Below are 15,853 nucleotides of genomic sequence, written 5' to 3' on the forward strand. Positions count from 1 at the left end.
CCGAGGACGGCCAACTGCTCAGCAGATGGCCCGCTTTCGTACAACGCCGCGGCTGCTTCCTTCAGTTTCCCAAGCGGGCCTGATTAAATGCACTCTGATAGGCATTCACCACCGCTTCAGCGGTGCCCTGACAGGATTTAACAAGGGCGAGGATGCTCTTGTCGTCGAACTTGTCATCGAAGCCCCAGCCCGCGACCAGATCCTTGATCTGCTGCACCTGAAACTCAGTTTCAGCAGCAACGACATCCGACAGTGTGGCGACTTCCCCGAATCCCTCGCGCATTTCTTTCGCCTTCAAATTCCACTCGTCGAACAGCGCAGCGAGTGCCGGTCGATCCCGATACTTGAAGGTGAATTCGATTGCCTCGGGCTCACACCCAACGATAGGGATGTGAACGAGAGCCTTGAACGTAGGGTTCTGGGCGATCCTGATCTTTGCCATGGGAACTCCTTAGACGCCGGCCAGATAGCGGAGCGATCGAGCCGAAAGCCCGATGCTGATGGTGCGAGTCATGACGTTGTTTCGCTCCATCGTCGGATCTGGAGTGATGCTCACATAACCCGGGTAGAGAATCTGATCGCCGTTACGCAGCTTGATGCGTACGACGGCCAGCTCTTTGGTGTCGTCGAATCCTTCGACTGTCTCCACGTATTGAGCGGTCGGCTGATCCTCTACCACGATGGTGATCGTGGTCGGGTTGCGGTTGATTGGAAATTGCTTGTCGTCGTCATCCTCCAGGTAACCGATAGTTTGATATTGCTGGTCGCCGCCGGAGGATGTGAAAGAGGTGACTTTCGAGATTTGCGTCCAGCCTGACACCGGAATCACGGAACCTACCCCCGCACCGGCGGTGAACTTGTCGGTGTTGGTGGTATTGAGACCAGCCAACGCAAAAGCATCAGCGGTAACGCCGGACGCCTTTACCGCGCGATCATTGATGAGCGCCCAGCCGGAGTTGATCAGCAAAACATCGCCGTTCTCGATGTCGTGGCCAACGGAGGCTGCTACCGGCGGCTTCGCATTGGTCAAAGCAGTGAAAGGGACGGCGGACCCCATGATGCTGGCGATCTCCAGCACAGCGCCGTTCGGCAGCGGGAAGCGTGCGGCCATGATTTGTTTCCTCTTGAATGCCCGCCTGACGGCGGTAGGTTATGCCCCAGCGGGCGGTTGGTCTGCGACACCTGCGTAGGTGAAGCTGGTCGGGACCGTATAGGTCGCCGACTCTGTGATAGTTGGCCCCTGATCTACCGGCTCAGTGATGAGCCCATCGAACCCGTTGCGGGCCAGCGGCGTGTCTACGCGGAAGAGCCGTGTCAGCTCTTCAACGAGCGTCTCGGCGGTGGCCATGGCCTGGGCAGATGGACAGACGATGCTGATCTGATAAATGCCGGTGTACTCGTAGGCGTCGCCGCCTAGATAACGGCAGTTGGTACTGGCTGGTAGCTGGAAGGCCCGCAAATAGGTTTCAGATGGACCTGGTGTAAATGGCTGATTCGAATAGGCCACTCGTATAGGACGCGCAGCCGACCACGCAACCAGCTTCGTTTCGATGGCCTGACGGGCGCGTGCGTGACTCATGATTTCCCCTTTGCCCTTCAGGTGGCATAGTGCTTTCATTTCACAGAAGGAAATGGATTGTGTTTTTCAAGAAGAAAACTCAAGAACCAAGCCAGAAGCTATCTGAATTGGTTTTACGCAACCACAGAACCGGCTACGTATTCGTTGACATAAATAACGATTTGGGTGACGCAGCAGAGGCAATCATGGCGAACACCCCAATTATAAAAATGACCTACGGTTATGCGAGACGAACAGCCGCGCTTGCAATGTATGCGCAAGGCCTCATAGATAAGTCAGTGTTGGATCATGTTCAAATGGTCTTCAAATCACTGCAACTGGGCACTGAACAGTCGAAAGACTTTCAGGAGCGAGCTTTCGATGACTCCATCGCATTTATGCAGACGTACAACTGGCAAATTAACAAGCTCAACATCATTGGCATACGAAGGCTGGTGGACGAATATGAGCAACCCCAAAATGAAATTATCCCTGATGCACAACTAGTCGCTGCTGCTATTGATGCCATTCATCAAGACCAGGAATCTCAACGACCGATGACCTAACTCTTTCTCATACCTGATTGTTCCTAATGGCCTCCTGCACGATTTGCTGGAAGCGAGCCACGGTCACCCGAACCATGCCGCTGGGAGCCTGTTTGGAATAGCCGAACTCCAGCGGGATCGCATAGGGCAAGTTGTTGATGAGGTAGACCACCTGTCCAGCGGTGAAGTCGCTGATGGCGGCAACCAATGCCGCGATGGTCTCAGCGCCGCTCGGGTCCACCTCGTCGAATGTGACGTTCTCGACCACGCCGATGGATAGATGCCAGTTCGCCCGAAAGCGGCCGCCGACGTATCCTTCTGGCGCCTTGACGTCCATGCCGTCGTTGAGCTTGCGACCTTTCTTGAGCCGGCCGCTCTTGGTGAGGTTGTCCGGGTCATTGCGCAGCGCAGCGTTGTGTTCGTCGACGGCCTTGTTGTACTGCGTCGCTACGGCGTTTTGCGCCCAGATCTCGGGGTTGCCCACCGGTGACATACGGATCAGGCTGCTGCCGACCTCGATGATGATCTCGCGCACACTGGCGTCGATCGCCTCACTGGTTTGGGCCGCGAATTCGGCCAGGCTCAGGGCGAAGCTACCGGACTGGCCAGCGCCCGCTCTGCTCATGACCGCACCTGCAGCTCATACAAAATCGGTGTGCCGGCCGGGTTGACCTCTTTCAGAGGCGGCACGATGGACCAGGAGCGGCCCTGAATGATCACTTTGTTCAGCAGGTCCGGCACCCACTCCAGCCCCTGCGCGGCGATCTTGAGCTTCTTGTCGCCCTGCTTGATGAGGCTGTTGTTCTGGAATTCCTGACCGGTGAAGTCGAGCAGGATGCCTTGGGCGATCTGCTCCTTGGTGCTGTCGGGAGGTGCCGATCCGGATTCCGGGTCGTACTCACCGACTGTTGTTGCCCGGATAGTCACCGGCTGACCAAACTCTGTGATCATCTCCAGAGCCATCACGGCCATTTCGTCGTAGAAGGCCATGTGGGCTCCGTTTCAGCTATGCGCGCACCGCGAACAGTCCGCGCTTCTGTAGGTAGTCGGCAAACTGGGTTGCGCTCGGACGATCCGGCGCCGCCGGCAGCAGTCGGCCGCTGGTGTTTGGGATCGTCGCGTACTCGCGAGTTACCGCGCCTTCGACTCGTTCCAGCGTTACCGCGCCTTTGCGCTTTTCAGGCGGATCAATATCGTCCTGATGGATCTCCGCAGCCAGCGCCATCTGACCGTACTGGATCCGCGCCGGAAGGTAGTTGTCTGGCTTGATCTCGCGATCCAGCTCAACGCCACGGCGCGGCCAGGACAGGGCCTGCTCGCTGCTGGTCTTCCGCCCCTTCCACGTCATGCCATCCATCGCCAGTGCGGCACGACGCAGCAGCGCTTCCTGTGCTGGCACTTCCGCCGGGATGGTCACACCGAATTTCACGGCATACATCGCCAGGTCTTCGGCGGATGCGTAGCTTTCGGCGTCAGGCTTGCCGGTGCCGTCCTCTATGATCAGAGTCATGAATCAGCTCGCTGTGGTGTTCTGGACCGGATACCACGTCATCGGGCACCCGGGTGATTACGCCTGCTGCAGGTCAGCAACTGCCTTTTCCAGCGATTCTACCGAGGCATTCGCCCGATACGTCACGTTGGCGGCGTCGAGTTGCGCTTTGAGGTTCGCGATCTTCTCGGCATTGTCGACCGGTTCCGCTGCCGCCTTCAGGCGTTCGACTTCAGCGCGCAGAGATTCAACCTCGCCAACCAAATTGTCGCGCTCACCCGTAAGGGTTTCGAACCCCTCATGTATGGCTTTCAGCGCACCGAACAAACGGAGCGGCAGTTCGCCGGCGCCCGGATGCTCCAGTTCCGATTGCCCCTCGGCGGCGTCGATCAGTCGCAAAATGCCGTCGCGCTCAGCGCGCAGCGCGGCGTTGTCCTGTTCCAAACCGACAATGGCGTCAGCATTACCCGAAGCAGCCGGCTGGCTGATCAAAGGCTGTAATACTGAAACCTCGACTCCCAGCGCCTCATAGGCATCGACCACCTTTGGCCAGTCGCCGATCACGACCGCATGGGTTACGCCAGACTCTGGCCGATCAAAGTGAGCCGGATTGCGGTACCGCCTTTCCGGATCGAAATCCGAATTCTGAGTGGAATAAACCAGTTCCATAAAAGTCTCCGTAGCGGCCATCGCTGACCGCTGTCAGGGCCAGTATCAGCCGCCGGCTGGTGGTGTGGTAGTCAGGGTGATCATTACGCCGGCAGTGACCTTGTTGCTGTCGGCGTGCTTGACCCAGTTGGCAGCCGAGCCGACCGCAGCCAGCGTCGGGTTCGAGCCGCCCGTAGCGTCCTTCCAGCTGTAGCCCAGCACGTCGATGTTCACGGTGCCTTCGGCGCGATAGCCGATACCCAGGTTTTCTTCGTCGTCGACGGTATAGGAGCGAAATCCCGGAGCCTGGGATTCGGTGATCACCACAGCATTCGGCAGCAGACCGAAGATCACATCGGCCGGGGCGGTGTCGGTGACCAACACCGGCTTACCGAGCGTACCCGGCAGGCCGCCATAGATGACGACACCTGCTTCTTCGTAGATTTTGTTGGTAATCGCCTCGTCGACGATGTCGAAGTAGGCGCTGGAGTGCATGACCCACAGGGCGATACGGCCGAACTTGTCACCGAACTTGCGCATGCCCCGGGTCAGGGTCTTCTTGCCGTCGGTTTCGATGTTGGCGGTGACCACCATGCCGGCGTTGGAACCGATGGCAGCGCGCAGCGCGGCAGTGGCGTACTGGATGAAGCCTTCCAGAGTGGCATCAGCAACGTCGGCGCCGATGATCTGGGAGAACTCGTCGACCGGACGACCGCGACGCTTGAACGCCTCTTCGGTGGTTTGGTAAGGGCCGTATTTCCACGGCGCTTTCACGCCAACGGCCTCACCGGCACCGATCTTCTTCGCGGTTACCTTGCCGGTGGAGTTGACGTCGCGATGCTCCAGCGAGCCGCCGATCTTGTAAAAAGAGCGCTTGCGGAAGTCGCCTTCGATCAGCTCGTTGTCGAGCACGATCGCGCCATTGGACGATGCGTTGAACACGTCGAGGTTGTCCTGGACACGCTCCAGGTATGCGGTTTGCGCCTCATCGTTGTAGATGATCAGGTCGCTGTTCACAGTCGTTGCCATGAGTGAATCCCCTTACTTGGGCAATTGCAGGTATGCGGTTTGGCCGTGCTTGCGCTGGTAGTCGCGCTTTTGCTCGGCAGTCATTTCGGAGCGCTTGAATGCAGCCTGGCCGCCACCCCCGCCCGGGGCATTTGTTCCTGTAGCCCTTGGCCACAAATGAGGTGCGCTTTCGCGCAGTGATTCAGCCCATTCGAGCGGAGTCAGAGGGGTCTTGCCGTCTTTACCGAGGATGACCTGGCCGGATTTATCAACGGCGACCGCTTCACCCTCTTCGTTCAGCGAGAACACGCCTTTGGCGCGCAAGATGATGTCGTCAGTTGCTTCCGGTAGAGCGCCAGCTTTCAGTGCTGCGCCGCGCACCGAGTCGCCCAGGACTTTGCCCTGAAACTTGGCGGCGAACGCTTCGGCCTTCTCGGCGCGCGCGGTGACGGCTTTCAACTGCTTGTCGTTGTCCGCACGCAGCCGCTCGGTGCGACGGTTGAAAACCTCGTCTACCTTGCCCTCTGTCAGTAACTTGGTTTCTTCGTCTTGGCCGGCGCGACTGAGCAAGCCTTTGACGGCATCGATATCGATGCCTTCGAATTGGGTTTCGAACTGCGACAGCTTGGTGGTGGTGTCCTTCAGCTTTCCGAGCAGCTCGGAGTTCTTGGTTTTCAATCCAGAAACAGAGGCCTCAACAGCAGTCGCGATAGCGGCCTTGATTGCCGGATTGTCCAGGTCGATTTCGTTTTCTTCTGCCACGTTGATGCACCCCTTGGGTATGTGCCGCCCGCTTTGCAGGCATAAAAAAACCCGCCGAAGCGGGTTAGATTCATGATCGTCAAATGTATAAGTCGAATCGGTTCAGAAGGATGTTATCCATCTCTCTCAAGCTTAATGGTCGCTTCAGGTAATCCTCGAAAAGCTGGCGGGCTTTAAGGAAGTGCTCCACGTAAACCCTGTAGTTTTTTGATTGCCCGGCCGTTGTGTGTGCGAAAACCCATTCTTGCTCGTCTGCCACCCATTTCAAAGCCGTACGTGCTCTCGAGTCCATCATCGGAAATAGCTTTGGGCGATGAAAATGAAGGTATTTCGAAGAGAAGCTACTGCAATCTTTCTCGGTTATTTTGGTGACTGCATCACATAGAAAAGCGTGGACCTTGACAACGTCGCCCACCACCATGGACGTGAGCTCCTGGTGTTCATCCAGCATATCGAGCAGCTCAGCTACCATCGAGTCGGCAATAGTCTGCCCCAGCAGGTCATAGAAATTTGCTGTACCAGTGACAGGGTCCACTTCGCTTGGTGTTCGCCGCTCTGCAGATGCAGAAAGACTTCGTCCAATGATCAATGCCTTAGACGCGATCTGCGCCTTGTCAGTATTGCTCGGGTTATCTCTCACAAACTGATAAAGCATTCGGTTAGCAGGGATGAAAATCCCACAACCTTCATCAGTGCCGATGATCTCGCTGGTCAAATATGGAATGTCTGGCTTGGTAAGGTGCATGTGTAACTCCCTGTTTATGTCAAAGACACCTTAACGAAGCCAATCGCTATTTCAAGCCAAACCCGCCCTTTCAAATGCCAAGGGCTCCAAGCCTTTCATCTGCAACAAAGTCAGCGGCGCGAAGTTCCGATCGAGTTGCAACTCTGCAAAACGTTCGACGCTCAGCCCGCCCTCGCGAAAAAGCTTCGCCCGCACCGGCCCGATTGCCACGTCCTGAAAAGATGCTGGTTGTCGCAGAAGCCAATGGTAATAGTCGAGGCTCGCACTGACCTGCCCTGCTCCATCAGCACTCACTGCCGCCCGCGTAGCGCCCTTAGCGAAAATCTCGCTGAGCTTGGTCAGCAGGACAAACGTGGTCCGGCAATTCGGGTGAAACGGTGGGCGCGGCCCAGAGTCGACAGGAAACCGTCGTTTGTCCATCGACCGACATTGCTGGCTGGTCTTACTGTCCAGAGTGGCGACCATCTCGACTTCGGACACGATATCCGTGTTGGCCTTGGCCACCTCCATGCGCGCCTGAGACGACACATGCTGAATCGCCGTATGCACGACCGTGCTGGCATTGCGGTTGGTGGTGGCGAGAATACCGTCCTTGTAGCCGGTCGACTTCGTACCGCGGATGTTGCGGATGATCTGGAAGTTCGTTTGTCCTTCGAAGAAACCCTGCCGGATCTTGCCGGTGACGCGCTCGCGCTCGGCACTGGTCCACCCCTTGATAAACGACTTCAGCAGCTTGCCGCCGCCGGTGCCGCGCACACTGAGGGGATTGGTCAGCACCGCGGTGCGGATAGCCGCTGCCGTTGGCGCGACCACATCCAGCGAGACGCCAACCGGCGCTGACCGGCCCAGGCTCGACGCCTCAAATTCAGCCTCGTAGTTGGCGATGTCGATCAGGTCGAGGTTCAGTTGCGCGCTGAAGCGGTCGAAGATGCCCAGCAGCAGACTGTCGACCTCTTTCAGCAGCGCCTCCAGCCGCTTCACGTTGTACTCGGTCAAATCCGACTGGGTCAGCCGGGCGCGGATCGAGCGGTCGATCTCCTTCAGGAAGGGAGCAAACTTGCCGACTTCCCCGGCTTTCAGCTTTTCAAGGAAGACCGCGTGCCTGATCGTGGCGTCAAGGATTGCTTGGTTTGCCGCCATCTACTTTGTCCTCATCGTCCAGGCCTAGGCCGTCGCCCTGCTCTGCCAGCTCGCCATCGATCTGCTGGTCTGTGCGCTCAGGCGCAATCAAGCCCAACTTGCGCAGGTACGCCCGAAGATCCGCTTTGGCGAATCCACCGTTCTGCCAAAGGCCGACCAGTGCAGTGATCATCTGCGGATCGGCCGTCAGTTCCACGAACTCCTGATTGATCTGGTAAGCGACCTTCGCGTCGTTGACGCCCATGTAGGTGCAGCACCACATGATCGCCCGGGTGTAAGCCTCGCTGACGTTCGCTACGCAGCCGGCGAGCACCGAAGTCGACGCAGATTGATCACCACGGGCTTCGGTCGCCGTCTTGGACGAGAGAGACGCCACGACCATCCGGGCGCCCAGCTCGATCATCATCTGGTTCTTGTCGGCCATGGCCTCCTTCACCAGTGTGTTCGGCAGTGGCTGGGCATACCCAAACTGACCACCGGCAGGCAGCATCATCGGAGCGCGAGAGCCAACGTAAACACCGTTCTTCTCCATCCAGTCGCGCCATTGTTCGTCCAGGCCGGAAATCCATGGCTGGGCCTGGCCACACCAGAAGACGCTGTCCTCGTAGTCGGCGCTGTTCCGATAGTGGCCCAAGTTGATCATGGCGATATCGTAGAGCGGTGATTCGTCGATACTCGGGTCGTTGTTCTGCGCGCCGACGAAGGTGAAAGGGATCTCCTTCAAGCGGCCGGCTGCGCCGGTGGGTTTGAATTCCTCTACGACGGCCAGCGGCCCGCCTCCTTTCGGCCCGGATCGGCGCCAAACGCGGCAGACAAAGCCATGATCCTCGAGAGCCAGTTCCCGGTATTGCTCGACCACCTTGAAACCGAACCCGTCTTCGATCTCCGGCGACTCGCGCAGCACCACCAGGGTCAGTACGCAGTGACCATTCACCATACCCGTGCGCCAGTTGATGATGTCTTCGGCGCAGTACGACAGGATCACAGAGTGCCCACCGGTGCCGGCGTCTTGGTGATAGTCGACGTAAAGACCATGCCGCCCAGCCTCAAGCAACTTTTCGAGTGTGCCTTGCGAGTGCTGGTAAATGCTCACACCAGAGCCGTTAGCGTTGTCCTGCAAGTACTCCATCTTCTTGGCGACTGTCAGCGTCGGGTCTTTGTGAAACGCCAAACCGAGCAAGCCATTGCGCGTGTGACCGGTGGCGTTCTTGAACACCGCCCGTTCGCGATAGGCCTTGTTTCGGTCTAAGTTCTCCGGCGACTTGTCGTGAGCATTGATGTACGGCAGCCGGTCGACAACCCGATGCTGGCCGGCGCAAACGTCGCGGACGGTCGACCAGCGATCCAGTGTTTCGATGTAATCCGCCCGCTTGAAGGAGACGTCGTTGCTCATCGGGCGTATCCCATTTTGATGGCGGTGACCGGTTTGATGATCGGGTACTCGCGGTGAATGAAGTAACCGCCGCCGTCGTTGGCGTGGTCGTTGCCTTGGCTTTTGTCTGGCTCGCCGTTGGGTGCCCAAATCTGCTGTTCCAGGCCGTCGGCGTATGTCGGACAAGTGAACGGGTTGACCAGGTAACGCCGCTCGCCCTGTGCATTGCAGAACATGGCGTTCATGGCGTTGATCCGATCCTTCACTGGCGGGTTGGCCGCCGGCGCAATGACCGTGAAGCCTGCCTGTTTGAGCATGGCGATATCGGTAAGGCTGGCGTTGACCGACTTGCGCGAATCGCCGGAGGCGTCCGGGTAGATTCGGATCTCGCAGGTTTTCCGGAAGTCGTTGCCGGTGTGTTCCCAGTAGCGTTCTTTGATGCGGCGGATCATGTCCGGCGTGTCGTAGCCATCCATCAGCTCGTCCACGGCGCGCGGCAGTCCCTGATCACGTTTGACATGTGTGATCGCCGCCATCTTGCCGACGTTGAAGTCCATGCCGATGAACAGCGGCTCACCGGCCTGCACGGTGTCGAAGCATTGGTTCAGCTTGCGGTCGTAGGCGTGATAGATCGAACCAGACGTCAGGTTGACGAACTGGCCATTCAGGTACGCGCGGATCAGTTGCTCGGGGTACGACTCCATCAGCGAGGCGATGTAATCGTCCGGCAGGTTCAGCTCGTTGTCGAAGGTGCTGGCCTGGATAAGGCCATACATTTCCTTCAACGCCGGTTTGTCGCGTAGCTGCTTCACGAACTGCAGAAAGACGAACTTGAAGCCTTCCGGCGTCGTAGTTACGTCCACGCCGTTCTTCAGCCCGGGGATGTTGTAACGCATCCGGGCAATGATCTTGCGCCAGGCCTGCTGCGCCTTGATCGACGTCAGCACGTCCAATTCATCGACCAGCGCGTGACCGATCTTGAAGCCGACGATGGTCTGCGGCTTCTCCATCGACCGGCAAATCACAGTGCCGCGATACTGCCGGCCGCTGTAGATGTGAACCTCATGGTTCGCCTGGTTGATCTTGGTCTTCAGCCCCCAGTCATAGGCCACCTCCTCCATCGTGGGATAGAAGATGTCGCGGATCTGCGGGTAAGTCGGAGCGAAGTAACCTGCGTTGACGCCCGGCCACTCCATGAAATGCTTGCTGAGCGCTGAGCATCCGACCCAGGTCTTCCCAGAGCCGAAGCCAGCAACGAAAGCGCGAAACTTGTGGGGCAAAAGGAGGAACTGCGACTGCGGAACGTTAAGGCTCGGCATTCGGCTTCCTCGCATCCACTACGTCGACCTGAATGCGCGTCGGGATTGCCGGTTCGTCGTCAGGCTCATCCTTCCGGTGCCGATTAACGTAGACGTCGCCGACTTCCTTCGCGGCCTGCTCGAGGATCTGCATGGCCAGACCGATGTTCTTCATCGACTCGGCCCTCTCGACGAACCGGTTCATGGCGCGGAGGCGATAAGCTCGGTTGGCGATCGGGATTTCGGCGGTTTCTTCGCGGAAACGCTTGCGGGCATCTTCAAACATCGTCACCCAGCGCTTGGCCAGGCCTTTCCCTGATGTCTTCGTAGGGTCGTGTGTCTCCACCTGCTGGCGGGTCACCGATATCCCGTATTCCTTTTGGACGGCTTCAACAACCTGTGAAGGCGTGTCGAAGCACGCCAAGGCCTGAACGATAAAGGCCTTCACGTCGTTTTGAAGGGCTGCCATAGATTTTCATCCGTCCAGAGCCTGTCCAGAATCAGGCCGACTTGAGCAGACAGGTTCCGCAGGCCCTCGCAATGTTCATTTTCCCTACCTCAGCAGGCTTGTTTGCAGCGTCCACCAACTCTTGCACTTGAGGGCTTGCCCCGTACCGACGCACCACACCGACGAACTCTTCAACGTCGTGTCCGCGCATCTCAAGTTTGGGCAAGCCTTCCTGGGTGAACGCTGGTTGACCGTACTTATCGGTCGCCTGGGCTATGTGATACAGCTCGTGTTCGACCAGGGCGCAGAAGTCAGCGTCTGAACAGTCGGTGCAGTAGTCGGCAGCTAAGGTGATGATGTAGGCCGGCACATCGCCGAACCAATCACGCATCTGCTGTTCCATCCGGGCCTTCTGCCAACCTCCAGCGCGGAACGCCACTTGCTCGGCCTGGCCGACGACTGTGCGCCCCTTTTTCGTGAAGGCAGCAGACGCCCACATCACACGGATGTCCGCATCGATCAGATGGGCATGCTCTTCGTTGTGGATGCTTCCAGTGTCGGCGAGGATTTCGGCTTGGAGCCATTCCCATACTTCGGGGGCTGGCATCAGGCGGGTGCCGAAATCCGAAAGATCGGATAGCTCGACCAATGACGCAGGAGGGCGCGGCCGACTCATACCAGAAGAACCTTCTCAATTCAGAGTTCGCCCCCGAAAGAGGGGCAGATTGCGCGCCTATGTGCGAGGCGGCCGGGGCCTAATGAGTGCTCATTAACCAACGAGGCTCACTGGATGAAAAACACGATTTACGTAGTACTTGCAGTAGCAGTCATCATTTTCATGATCGCTCCGGAATGCGTATAGCCCGGAATTGTTGCTTGCCTGCTCAGTAAGCCCTGACGTTTGCAAACTCGGCTGGGTAGGCTCGTTTGATCGCCTCCCAGTCGGGTTGCTTGGTTGTCATGAATTAAATCCGTGTTTGCAGTTAGTTTTGAGTGCGGTAGCTTGGTACGCCGCTTCCGGCATCGAGCAGTCAAATCACTGGAGACAAAATGAACAAGGACGAAGCGCTTTGGTTTATCGCTGAGCTATTTGCCGCGACATGCTTGTCGCTTGAAGAAGCGATTGATTCACCCCAGCAGCTGGACTGGAAGGTTGCGAGGGATCTTAGCCCCCGCTGCGCCTCCGTTCTTGAAGCTCATGGAGTAACCGTCTATGCGGTTACCATGCACAACGAAAGGGTGAGACTTCCAAGTTCAGGCCGACCAATCAATGGCGATGAGCTCCCAGCTCGGATAATTGTCGAGAGGAATCAACAGGATTTTCCTATCAACGAATATTCTGCCAAGCAGTACTCGGATCAATTCATGCCGGGGACTTGGGCTAGATCCCCGCTTAGAGAGAAAACGGAGAAGGCTTTTCTGGCCTTGGGATGATCCTCGTTCTGGTGCCGCACTCACCTGCGGCACACTTACCCTTCCCCGTCATCCAGCAGCACGTCAATCAGCTTCTGCTCACCTAGACGCATGGCACCCAGGCACTGCAGGTCGTCGCACTTTGGACCGAGACCGAAAACAGTCACCTCGCCTTTCGGCCCCATGAGGGTCAGCGCGCCTACAGTGCATTCCGGATGCACACCAGCATCGAGGTCGTCAGCTATCTTGCGCAGGGTCTTGGCGGCGTCGCGCCAATCCTCCCGCTTGAACTCAATGAGCTTCGCGGTCATGCCGTTACTCTCTGGAACCACTCTTCAATGATCCGGCGAAGAACCGGCTCGGTCAGAATGGCTGATTGCTGGCCGCCAGCGATCACCGAGCGCACCAAATCACACGGCAGCACGTGAACACCGTCATCAGCCACAACCGTCAGGTGCGGGCGCTGATCAGCGATGTCGTGGATGTCCGCGGTCATGTCTTGCTCCAGTGTCGCGACACAATTTGCTGATTCGCGAAACGTGTCGCGACTTACACCTTTAGTTCGAATACATGTCCACGCCGCGCCCACGCATAAGCCACTACACCAGCATGAAGCATCACGCCGAACGGGTTGACCCAGTGCCCTTGGATGGCGGTGACGAACGCGCCAAACGCCCCAATGGCCACCAGGTAGAACGCCGTGCATAGCAGCGGCTGATCCACCGGGCGAATCCGGCGAAGGTAGTCACACGCAGCCAGAGCCACCAAGACGCACAAAAGTGCATCGAGCACCCCAAGCGCTGAAACAATGATGCTGTTCATGTCATGCACCTCGCGCCGTCACGACCGACCCCATTGCCGCCTTCAGTGCCGGAATGATGTTCATCGCTGTCAGGCCCAGCACGAATGCCACCCCACACAGCAGATCATCATTCACGGCCAGATCGAGCTTTGGCGCGAGCCATAACGTCACTGGTTGCGTCAGGTAAACCGAAAATCCGAAGCCAGTAGCCACAGCAGTCGCCGCCTGCCCCCTGGTAAGGTCTTTCAGAAAACCAAGGGACAGAATCGAACCGACGAAAGCAGCCATGACCACACCGTACTTCACCAGCACGACGCTGGCGGCAGTGCTCGCCGGTTCTGCCATTGGAGTCTCCATGGGAAATAGGTCGGCCCCGCTGCACTCCTAGCTCGGAGCAATGGGTGTTGGGAGCCGAAAACGAAAAATCCTCTGCGAATGCAGAGGCCCTGAATAGGCACTGAATCAATAAAACAAAATTGTTGTATTAACACATAAATGTTGTAGAATGGACTCATCCAAACAACGAGGCGAGGTGATGAAGTTCAGCGAGTTCAGACGATGGTTGAAGGCCCAAGGGGTGACCTTCGAAGCCGGCAAAGGAAGCCACTTCAAGATCATCGCCCCCAACGGCAACAGGAGCACCTTCGCGGATCACGGTAGTAAAGAAATGCCAGAACCGACCCGCAAGGCGATCATTAAACAACTGGGGCTCTGAGAGCCCCTTCACCACATCTGAAAGCTGGGCCATCACCTCCGAGGAGTAAGAATGTACGACTATGCAATCCGCTTTGAACAAGACGATACCGGCGTCGCCGTTTTCTGCCGTGACCTACCAGAACTGAACAGCTTTGGAGATGATCTCAAGCACGCTATCAGCGAGGCTGACGACGCAATTGCCACCACGCTCTCGCTGTATGTCGATCAGCGCCGAGTCATTCCAGAAGCGACTCCACCAGAAGACGGAGAGCAAGTTGTGCCTTCGCCAGCGGTTACAGTTGCGAAGATCGCTCTCTGGAACGAAATGATGAAACAAGGCCTGCGCAAAGCGGATCTATGCCGCGCACTCGGCGTACACCAGGCACAAGGCGATCGCCTTGTGGATTTCCTGCATACGTCCAAGATGGAACAACTCGAAGCAGCACTGAGTGCGCTACGAACTTCTATCCGCGTGAGCCCGTCTGAGCCGGGCTGGATCAGCCTCCCATATGGAGGAGCCCAAGCCGGTCTATACATCGAGCGACTGGTGGATGCATTCCAAGAGGCCGGCGTGACTGAAATGCCAGTCGGTAAAACTCGCGAAGGCCTGGCAAAGGTCAAACGCTATGCTCTGGACTTCATCTTGCGCACCCGATACGCACGCCAACCGAACACAATGCAGGCGGTGGATGCGGTTCTCGATCAGATTGTAGCCACTGGTCGTTTCCGTCGATCGGAGATGTCGGATCCGGTGACTGGCAAAGTAGTCGAAAGCATCGAGCTGATTTAATTTGTGGGCGCGTCTTTCCGCGCTGTCCGCCAAGGGCCTTCTCAACGTCGACGCCCCATTGCATCGATCTCACTGATCCAGTCTCGCGCCACCCTGAAGCAAATGGTGAGGTCAGGGTGTGCGGGCTGCCGGTGTTTTTCAGATGCGCCGCACTACCGGCCAACGGCGTCCAGGCCTCCCGAAGGCTGTCCTGGCTACAGGTAAATTCGAGGCATAAAAAAACCCGGCTCAATGGCCGGGTTCTTATTGAGGCTGAGCCTCAGATGGAGTGGGGCAGGCTACCAGCAGCCAAACAGCTACACCAGATGGCAGAAATCGTCGTTACTACAGGCGGAAAAACCAACTTCGAAATTTCTGTCACCATTTTGCTACCCTCGAATGTTAATTGAGTTAATACAGACATCAGTTCTTGTGTTGCAGGCAAGCACGTCACACAGACCGTTAAAGCTAAAAGAACTGCCATCCGGGTAGCCGACATAACCGCGGGTCTCGAACCCGACGCTCCCCAAAGAAGATCATCAATCCCCGACATGCGCAGGAATGACAGGATGGGTTAATAATGCGACAAGGCGACATTGCCAGTCAACCCTCAATGCAAAATTGCTTGCTCTTGTGCATCTAAATAGCGAATGGCCTCACCTAAATGCTCGTTTACTTCCGAAAAGTGAATGCCAACTCGGCGCATAGCTTCATCGGATTCCAGCTCGCCCTGACCATAAATCACCTTTGTGCAAAGCGCGGACAGTTGCGTAATTTGATCCCTGAGTTCATCGTCTTGAACACGAACCCTGAAAAGTCCAACTTGCCGGAAAGCAGTCATTGAGCGGTCGCTTAGCTCGTCGCCGACCGGAAGCTTCCCCCACGACCCACTTTTCCGATAGTTTTTTTGATCCTCGATATTAAGCAGATGTGTTGTTCGCATCAGCTCCACAATCGACTCCTGAAGCTGAGGAAGAAGCACTCGTTGCGCTTCAATCTTTTGCATAAGAAAGCTCTCTTTTCGCTTTTCCAACCTTACTCGACGCTCCCGAGTCTCCAACCTTGACTCATTGAAATAGTCGAATGCTGCTTTTAGAAGCGCGCCCGCCACTAAACTTACAACTGGAAACCACACCTCAGGCTTAATGGAATCCATAAAA

24 protein-coding genes are annotated in these 15,853 nt (G+C 57.1%); 4 read left to right on the forward strand and 20 right to left on the reverse strand.

Annotated features, from left to right (window positions below):
* Window positions 1–61: 61 nt before the first annotated feature.
* Genes CAF76_RS02680 through CAF76_RS02690 form a run of 3 tightly spaced genes read right to left on the reverse strand, consistent with a single transcriptional unit; the run spans window position 62 to window position 1,579 of the window.
* A complete protein-coding gene (locus CAF76_RS02680) occupies window positions 62–442 on the reverse strand; it encodes a phage tail assembly chaperone (protein ID WP_085646720.1) in 381 nt (126 codons plus the stop codon).
* A gap of 9 nt (window positions 443–451) precedes the next feature.
* Complete coding sequence (locus tag CAF76_RS02685; protein ID WP_085646721.1) at window positions 452–1,111, reverse strand: phage tail protein; 660 nt, start codon at window positions 1,109–1,111, stop codon at window positions 452–454.
* A gap of 39 nt (window positions 1,112–1,150) precedes the next feature.
* Window positions 1,151–1,579, reverse strand: a complete 429-nt coding sequence (locus CAF76_RS02690; protein WP_085646865.1) for a phage tail terminator-like protein — start codon at window positions 1,577–1,579, stop codon at window positions 1,151–1,153.
* A gap of 59 nt (window positions 1,580–1,638) precedes the next feature.
* On the opposite strand from CAF76_RS02690, the gene CAF76_RS02695 reads away from it, so the two are divergent.
* Window positions 1,639–2,124 (forward strand): hypothetical protein, encoded by a 486-nt coding sequence (locus CAF76_RS02695; RefSeq protein WP_085646722.1) that lies wholly within the window; start codon window positions 1,639–1,641, stop codon window positions 2,122–2,124.
* 7 nt (window positions 2,125–2,131) lie between these two features.
* Here the strand turns inward: CAF76_RS02695 and CAF76_RS02700 are convergent, their stop codons facing one another.
* The 12 genes from CAF76_RS02700 to CAF76_RS02755 all read right to left on the reverse strand — a co-directional run bounded on the left by CAF76_RS02700 (window position 2,132) and on the right by CAF76_RS02755 (window position 11,689).
* The gene (locus CAF76_RS02700) at window positions 2,132–2,728 is read right to left on the reverse strand and encodes a hypothetical protein (RefSeq protein WP_085646723.1); all 597 of its coding nucleotides are present in this window, start codon (window positions 2,726–2,728) and stop codon (window positions 2,132–2,134) included.
* Complete coding sequence (locus CAF76_RS02705) at window positions 2,725–3,093, reverse strand: hypothetical protein (RefSeq protein WP_085646724.1); 369 nt, start codon at window positions 3,091–3,093, stop codon at window positions 2,725–2,727. Before CAF76_RS02705 ends, CAF76_RS02700 begins: the two co-directional genes overlap by 4 nt.
* 16 nt (window positions 3,094–3,109) lie before the next feature.
* Complete coding sequence (locus CAF76_RS02710; protein WP_085646725.1) at window positions 3,110–3,613, reverse strand: DnaT-like ssDNA-binding protein; 504 nt, start codon at window positions 3,611–3,613, stop codon at window positions 3,110–3,112.
* Window positions 3,614–3,670: 57 nt separating this feature from the next.
* A complete protein-coding gene (locus CAF76_RS02715; RefSeq protein ID WP_085646726.1) occupies window positions 3,671–4,261 on the reverse strand; it encodes a hypothetical protein in 591 nt (196 codons plus the stop codon).
* A gap of 45 nt (window positions 4,262–4,306) precedes the next feature.
* Window positions 4,307–5,269, reverse strand: a complete 963-nt coding sequence (locus CAF76_RS02720; RefSeq protein ID WP_039772291.1) for a major capsid protein — start codon at window positions 5,267–5,269, stop codon at window positions 4,307–4,309.
* Window positions 5,270–5,281: 12 nt separating this feature from the next.
* Window positions 5,282–6,010 (reverse strand): hypothetical protein, encoded by a 729-nt coding sequence (locus CAF76_RS02725; protein ID WP_085646727.1) that lies wholly within the window; start codon window positions 6,008–6,010, stop codon window positions 5,282–5,284.
* 79 nt (window positions 6,011–6,089) lie between these two features.
* Window positions 6,090–6,755: a hypothetical protein gene (locus CAF76_RS02730; protein WP_085646728.1), complete on the reverse strand. Its 666-nt coding sequence runs from the start codon at window positions 6,753–6,755 to the stop codon at window positions 6,090–6,092.
* 51 nt (window positions 6,756–6,806) lie between these two features.
* A complete protein-coding gene (locus CAF76_RS02735; protein WP_085646729.1) occupies window positions 6,807–7,895 on the reverse strand; it encodes a minor capsid protein in 1,089 nt (362 codons plus the stop codon).
* Window positions 7,870–9,288 (reverse strand): DUF4055 domain-containing protein, encoded by a 1,419-nt coding sequence (locus tag CAF76_RS02740; protein WP_085646730.1) that lies wholly within the window; start codon window positions 9,286–9,288, stop codon window positions 7,870–7,872. Before CAF76_RS02740 ends, CAF76_RS02735 begins: the two co-directional genes overlap by 26 nt.
* Complete coding sequence (locus CAF76_RS02745; protein ID WP_085646731.1) at window positions 9,285–10,586, reverse strand: terminase large subunit domain-containing protein; 1,302 nt, start codon at window positions 10,584–10,586, stop codon at window positions 9,285–9,287. The genes CAF76_RS02740 and CAF76_RS02745 overlap by 4 nt, the downstream gene beginning before the upstream one ends.
* On the reverse strand, window positions 10,573–11,034 hold the full coding sequence (locus CAF76_RS02750) for a DUF2280 domain-containing protein (RefSeq protein WP_039772281.1): 462 nt from the start codon (window positions 11,032–11,034) through the stop codon (window positions 10,573–10,575). The genes CAF76_RS02745 and CAF76_RS02750 overlap by 14 nt, the downstream gene beginning before the upstream one ends.
* A 31-nt stretch (window positions 11,035–11,065) precedes the next feature.
* On the reverse strand, window positions 11,066–11,689 hold the full coding sequence (locus tag CAF76_RS02755) for a putative metallopeptidase (RefSeq protein ID WP_085646732.1): 624 nt from the start codon (window positions 11,687–11,689) through the stop codon (window positions 11,066–11,068).
* 374 nt (window positions 11,690–12,063) lie between these two features.
* On the opposite strand from CAF76_RS02755, the gene CAF76_RS02760 reads away from it, so the two are divergent.
* Window positions 12,064–12,447: a hypothetical protein gene (locus CAF76_RS02760; RefSeq protein ID WP_085646733.1), complete on the forward strand. Its 384-nt coding sequence runs from the start codon at window positions 12,064–12,066 to the stop codon at window positions 12,445–12,447.
* 35 nt (window positions 12,448–12,482) lie between these two features.
* Here the strand turns inward: CAF76_RS02760 and CAF76_RS02765 are convergent, their stop codons facing one another.
* Genes CAF76_RS02765 through CAF76_RS02780 form a run of 4 tightly spaced genes read right to left on the reverse strand, consistent with a single transcriptional unit; the run spans window position 12,483 to window position 13,573 of the window.
* Entirely contained in the window at window positions 12,483–12,737 is a 255-nt protein-coding gene (locus tag CAF76_RS02765) for a hypothetical protein (RefSeq protein WP_085646734.1), read from the reverse strand.
* Window positions 12,734–12,922, reverse strand: a complete 189-nt coding sequence (locus CAF76_RS02770; protein ID WP_085646735.1) for a hypothetical protein — start codon at window positions 12,920–12,922, stop codon at window positions 12,734–12,736. The genes CAF76_RS02765 and CAF76_RS02770 overlap by 4 nt, the downstream gene beginning before the upstream one ends.
* 53 nt (window positions 12,923–12,975) lie before the next feature.
* Complete coding sequence (locus CAF76_RS02775) at window positions 12,976–13,248, reverse strand: hypothetical protein (protein WP_085646736.1); 273 nt, start codon at window positions 13,246–13,248, stop codon at window positions 12,976–12,978.
* A gap of 1 nt (window position 13,249) precedes the next feature.
* Window positions 13,250–13,573: a peptidase M48, Ste24p gene (locus tag CAF76_RS02780; RefSeq protein WP_085646737.1), complete on the reverse strand. Its 324-nt coding sequence runs from the start codon at window positions 13,571–13,573 to the stop codon at window positions 13,250–13,252.
* A 190-nt stretch (window positions 13,574–13,763) separates the two neighbouring features.
* On the opposite strand from CAF76_RS02780, the gene CAF76_RS02785 reads away from it, so the two are divergent.
* Together CAF76_RS02785 and CAF76_RS28810 are read left to right on the forward strand one after the other, a co-directional pair.
* Complete coding sequence (locus tag CAF76_RS02785; protein ID WP_085646738.1) at window positions 13,764–13,943, forward strand: type II toxin-antitoxin system HicA family toxin; 180 nt, start codon at window positions 13,764–13,766, stop codon at window positions 13,941–13,943.
* 51 nt (window positions 13,944–13,994) lie between these two features.
* On the forward strand, window positions 13,995–14,714 hold the full coding sequence (locus tag CAF76_RS28810) for a type II toxin-antitoxin system HicB family antitoxin (protein WP_256579579.1): 720 nt from the start codon (window positions 13,995–13,997) through the stop codon (window positions 14,712–14,714).
* A 589-nt stretch (window positions 14,715–15,303) separates the two neighbouring features.
* Here the strand turns inward: CAF76_RS28810 and CAF76_RS02795 are convergent.
* On the reverse strand, window positions 15,304–15,849 hold the full coding sequence (locus CAF76_RS02795; RefSeq protein WP_085646739.1) for a hypothetical protein: 546 nt from the start codon (window positions 15,847–15,849) through the stop codon (window positions 15,304–15,306).
* Between the last annotated feature and the right edge of the window lie 4 nt (window positions 15,850–15,853).

Source organism: Pseudomonas sp. B40(2017), assembly GCF_002112855.1.
Lineage (GTDB): Bacteria > Pseudomonadota > Gammaproteobacteria > Pseudomonadales > Pseudomonadaceae > Aquipseudomonas > Aquipseudomonas pharyngis.

Excerpts from the sequence above, each read along its gene's own strand:
- CAF76_RS02680 (WP_085646720.1), bottom strand. The coding sequence starts at position 442 with ATGGCAAAGATCAGGATCGCCCAGAACCCTACGTTCAAGGCTCTCGTT.
- CAF76_RS02685 (WP_085646721.1), bottom strand. The coding sequence starts at position 1,111 with ATGGCCGCACGCTTCCCGCTGCCGAACGGCGCTGTGCTGGAGATCGCC.
- CAF76_RS02690 (WP_085646865.1), bottom strand. The coding sequence starts at position 1,579 with ATGAGTCACGCACGCGCCCGTCAGGCCATCGAAACGAAGCTGGTTGCG.
- CAF76_RS02700 (WP_085646723.1), bottom strand. The coding sequence starts at position 2,728 with ATGAGCAGAGCGGGCGCTGGCCAGTCCGGTAGCTTCGCCCTGAGCCTG.
- CAF76_RS02705 (WP_085646724.1), bottom strand. The coding sequence starts at position 3,093 with ATGGCCTTCTACGACGAAATGGCCGTGATGGCTCTGGAGATGATCACA.
- CAF76_RS02710 (WP_085646725.1), bottom strand. The coding sequence starts at position 3,613 with ATGACTCTGATCATAGAGGACGGCACCGGCAAGCCTGACGCCGAAAGC.
- CAF76_RS02715 (WP_085646726.1), bottom strand. The coding sequence starts at position 4,261 with ATGGAACTGGTTTATTCCACTCAGAATTCGGATTTCGATCCGGAAAGG.
- CAF76_RS02720 (WP_039772291.1), bottom strand. The coding sequence starts at position 5,269 with ATGGCAACGACTGTGAACAGCGACCTGATCATCTACAACGATGAGGCG.
- CAF76_RS02730 (WP_085646728.1), bottom strand. The coding sequence starts at position 6,755 with ATGCACCTTACCAAGCCAGACATTCCATATTTGACCAGCGAGATCATC.
- CAF76_RS02735 (WP_085646729.1), bottom strand. The coding sequence starts at position 7,895 with ATGGCGGCAAACCAAGCAATCCTTGACGCCACGATCAGGCACGCGGTC.
- CAF76_RS02740 (WP_085646730.1), bottom strand. The coding sequence starts at position 9,288 with ATGAGCAACGACGTCTCCTTCAAGCGGGCGGATTACATCGAAACACTG.
- CAF76_RS02745 (WP_085646731.1), bottom strand. The coding sequence starts at position 10,586 with ATGCCGAGCCTTAACGTTCCGCAGTCGCAGTTCCTCCTTTTGCCCCAC.
- CAF76_RS02750 (WP_039772281.1), bottom strand. The coding sequence starts at position 11,034 with ATGGCAGCCCTTCAAAACGACGTGAAGGCCTTTATCGTTCAGGCCTTG.
- CAF76_RS02755 (WP_085646732.1), bottom strand. The coding sequence starts at position 11,689 with ATGAGTCGGCCGCGCCCTCCTGCGTCATTGGTCGAGCTATCCGATCTT.
- CAF76_RS02760 (WP_085646733.1), top strand. The coding sequence starts at position 12,064 with ATGAACAAGGACGAAGCGCTTTGGTTTATCGCTGAGCTATTTGCCGCG.
- CAF76_RS02765 (WP_085646734.1), bottom strand. The coding sequence starts at position 12,737 with ATGACCGCGAAGCTCATTGAGTTCAAGCGGGAGGATTGGCGCGACGCC.
- CAF76_RS02770 (WP_085646735.1), bottom strand. The coding sequence starts at position 12,922 with ATGACCGCGGACATCCACGACATCGCTGATCAGCGCCCGCACCTGACG.
- CAF76_RS02775 (WP_085646736.1), bottom strand. The coding sequence starts at position 13,248 with ATGAACAGCATCATTGTTTCAGCGCTTGGGGTGCTCGATGCACTTTTG.
- CAF76_RS02780 (WP_085646737.1), bottom strand. The coding sequence starts at position 13,573 with ATGGCAGAACCGGCGAGCACTGCCGCCAGCGTCGTGCTGGTGAAGTAC.
- CAF76_RS02785 (WP_085646738.1), top strand. The coding sequence starts at position 13,764 with ATGAAGTTCAGCGAGTTCAGACGATGGTTGAAGGCCCAAGGGGTGACC.
- CAF76_RS28810 (WP_256579579.1), top strand. The coding sequence starts at position 13,995 with ATGTACGACTATGCAATCCGCTTTGAACAAGACGATACCGGCGTCGCC.
- CAF76_RS02795 (WP_085646739.1), bottom strand. The coding sequence starts at position 15,849 with ATGGATTCCATTAAGCCTGAGGTGTGGTTTCCAGTTGTAAGTTTAGTG.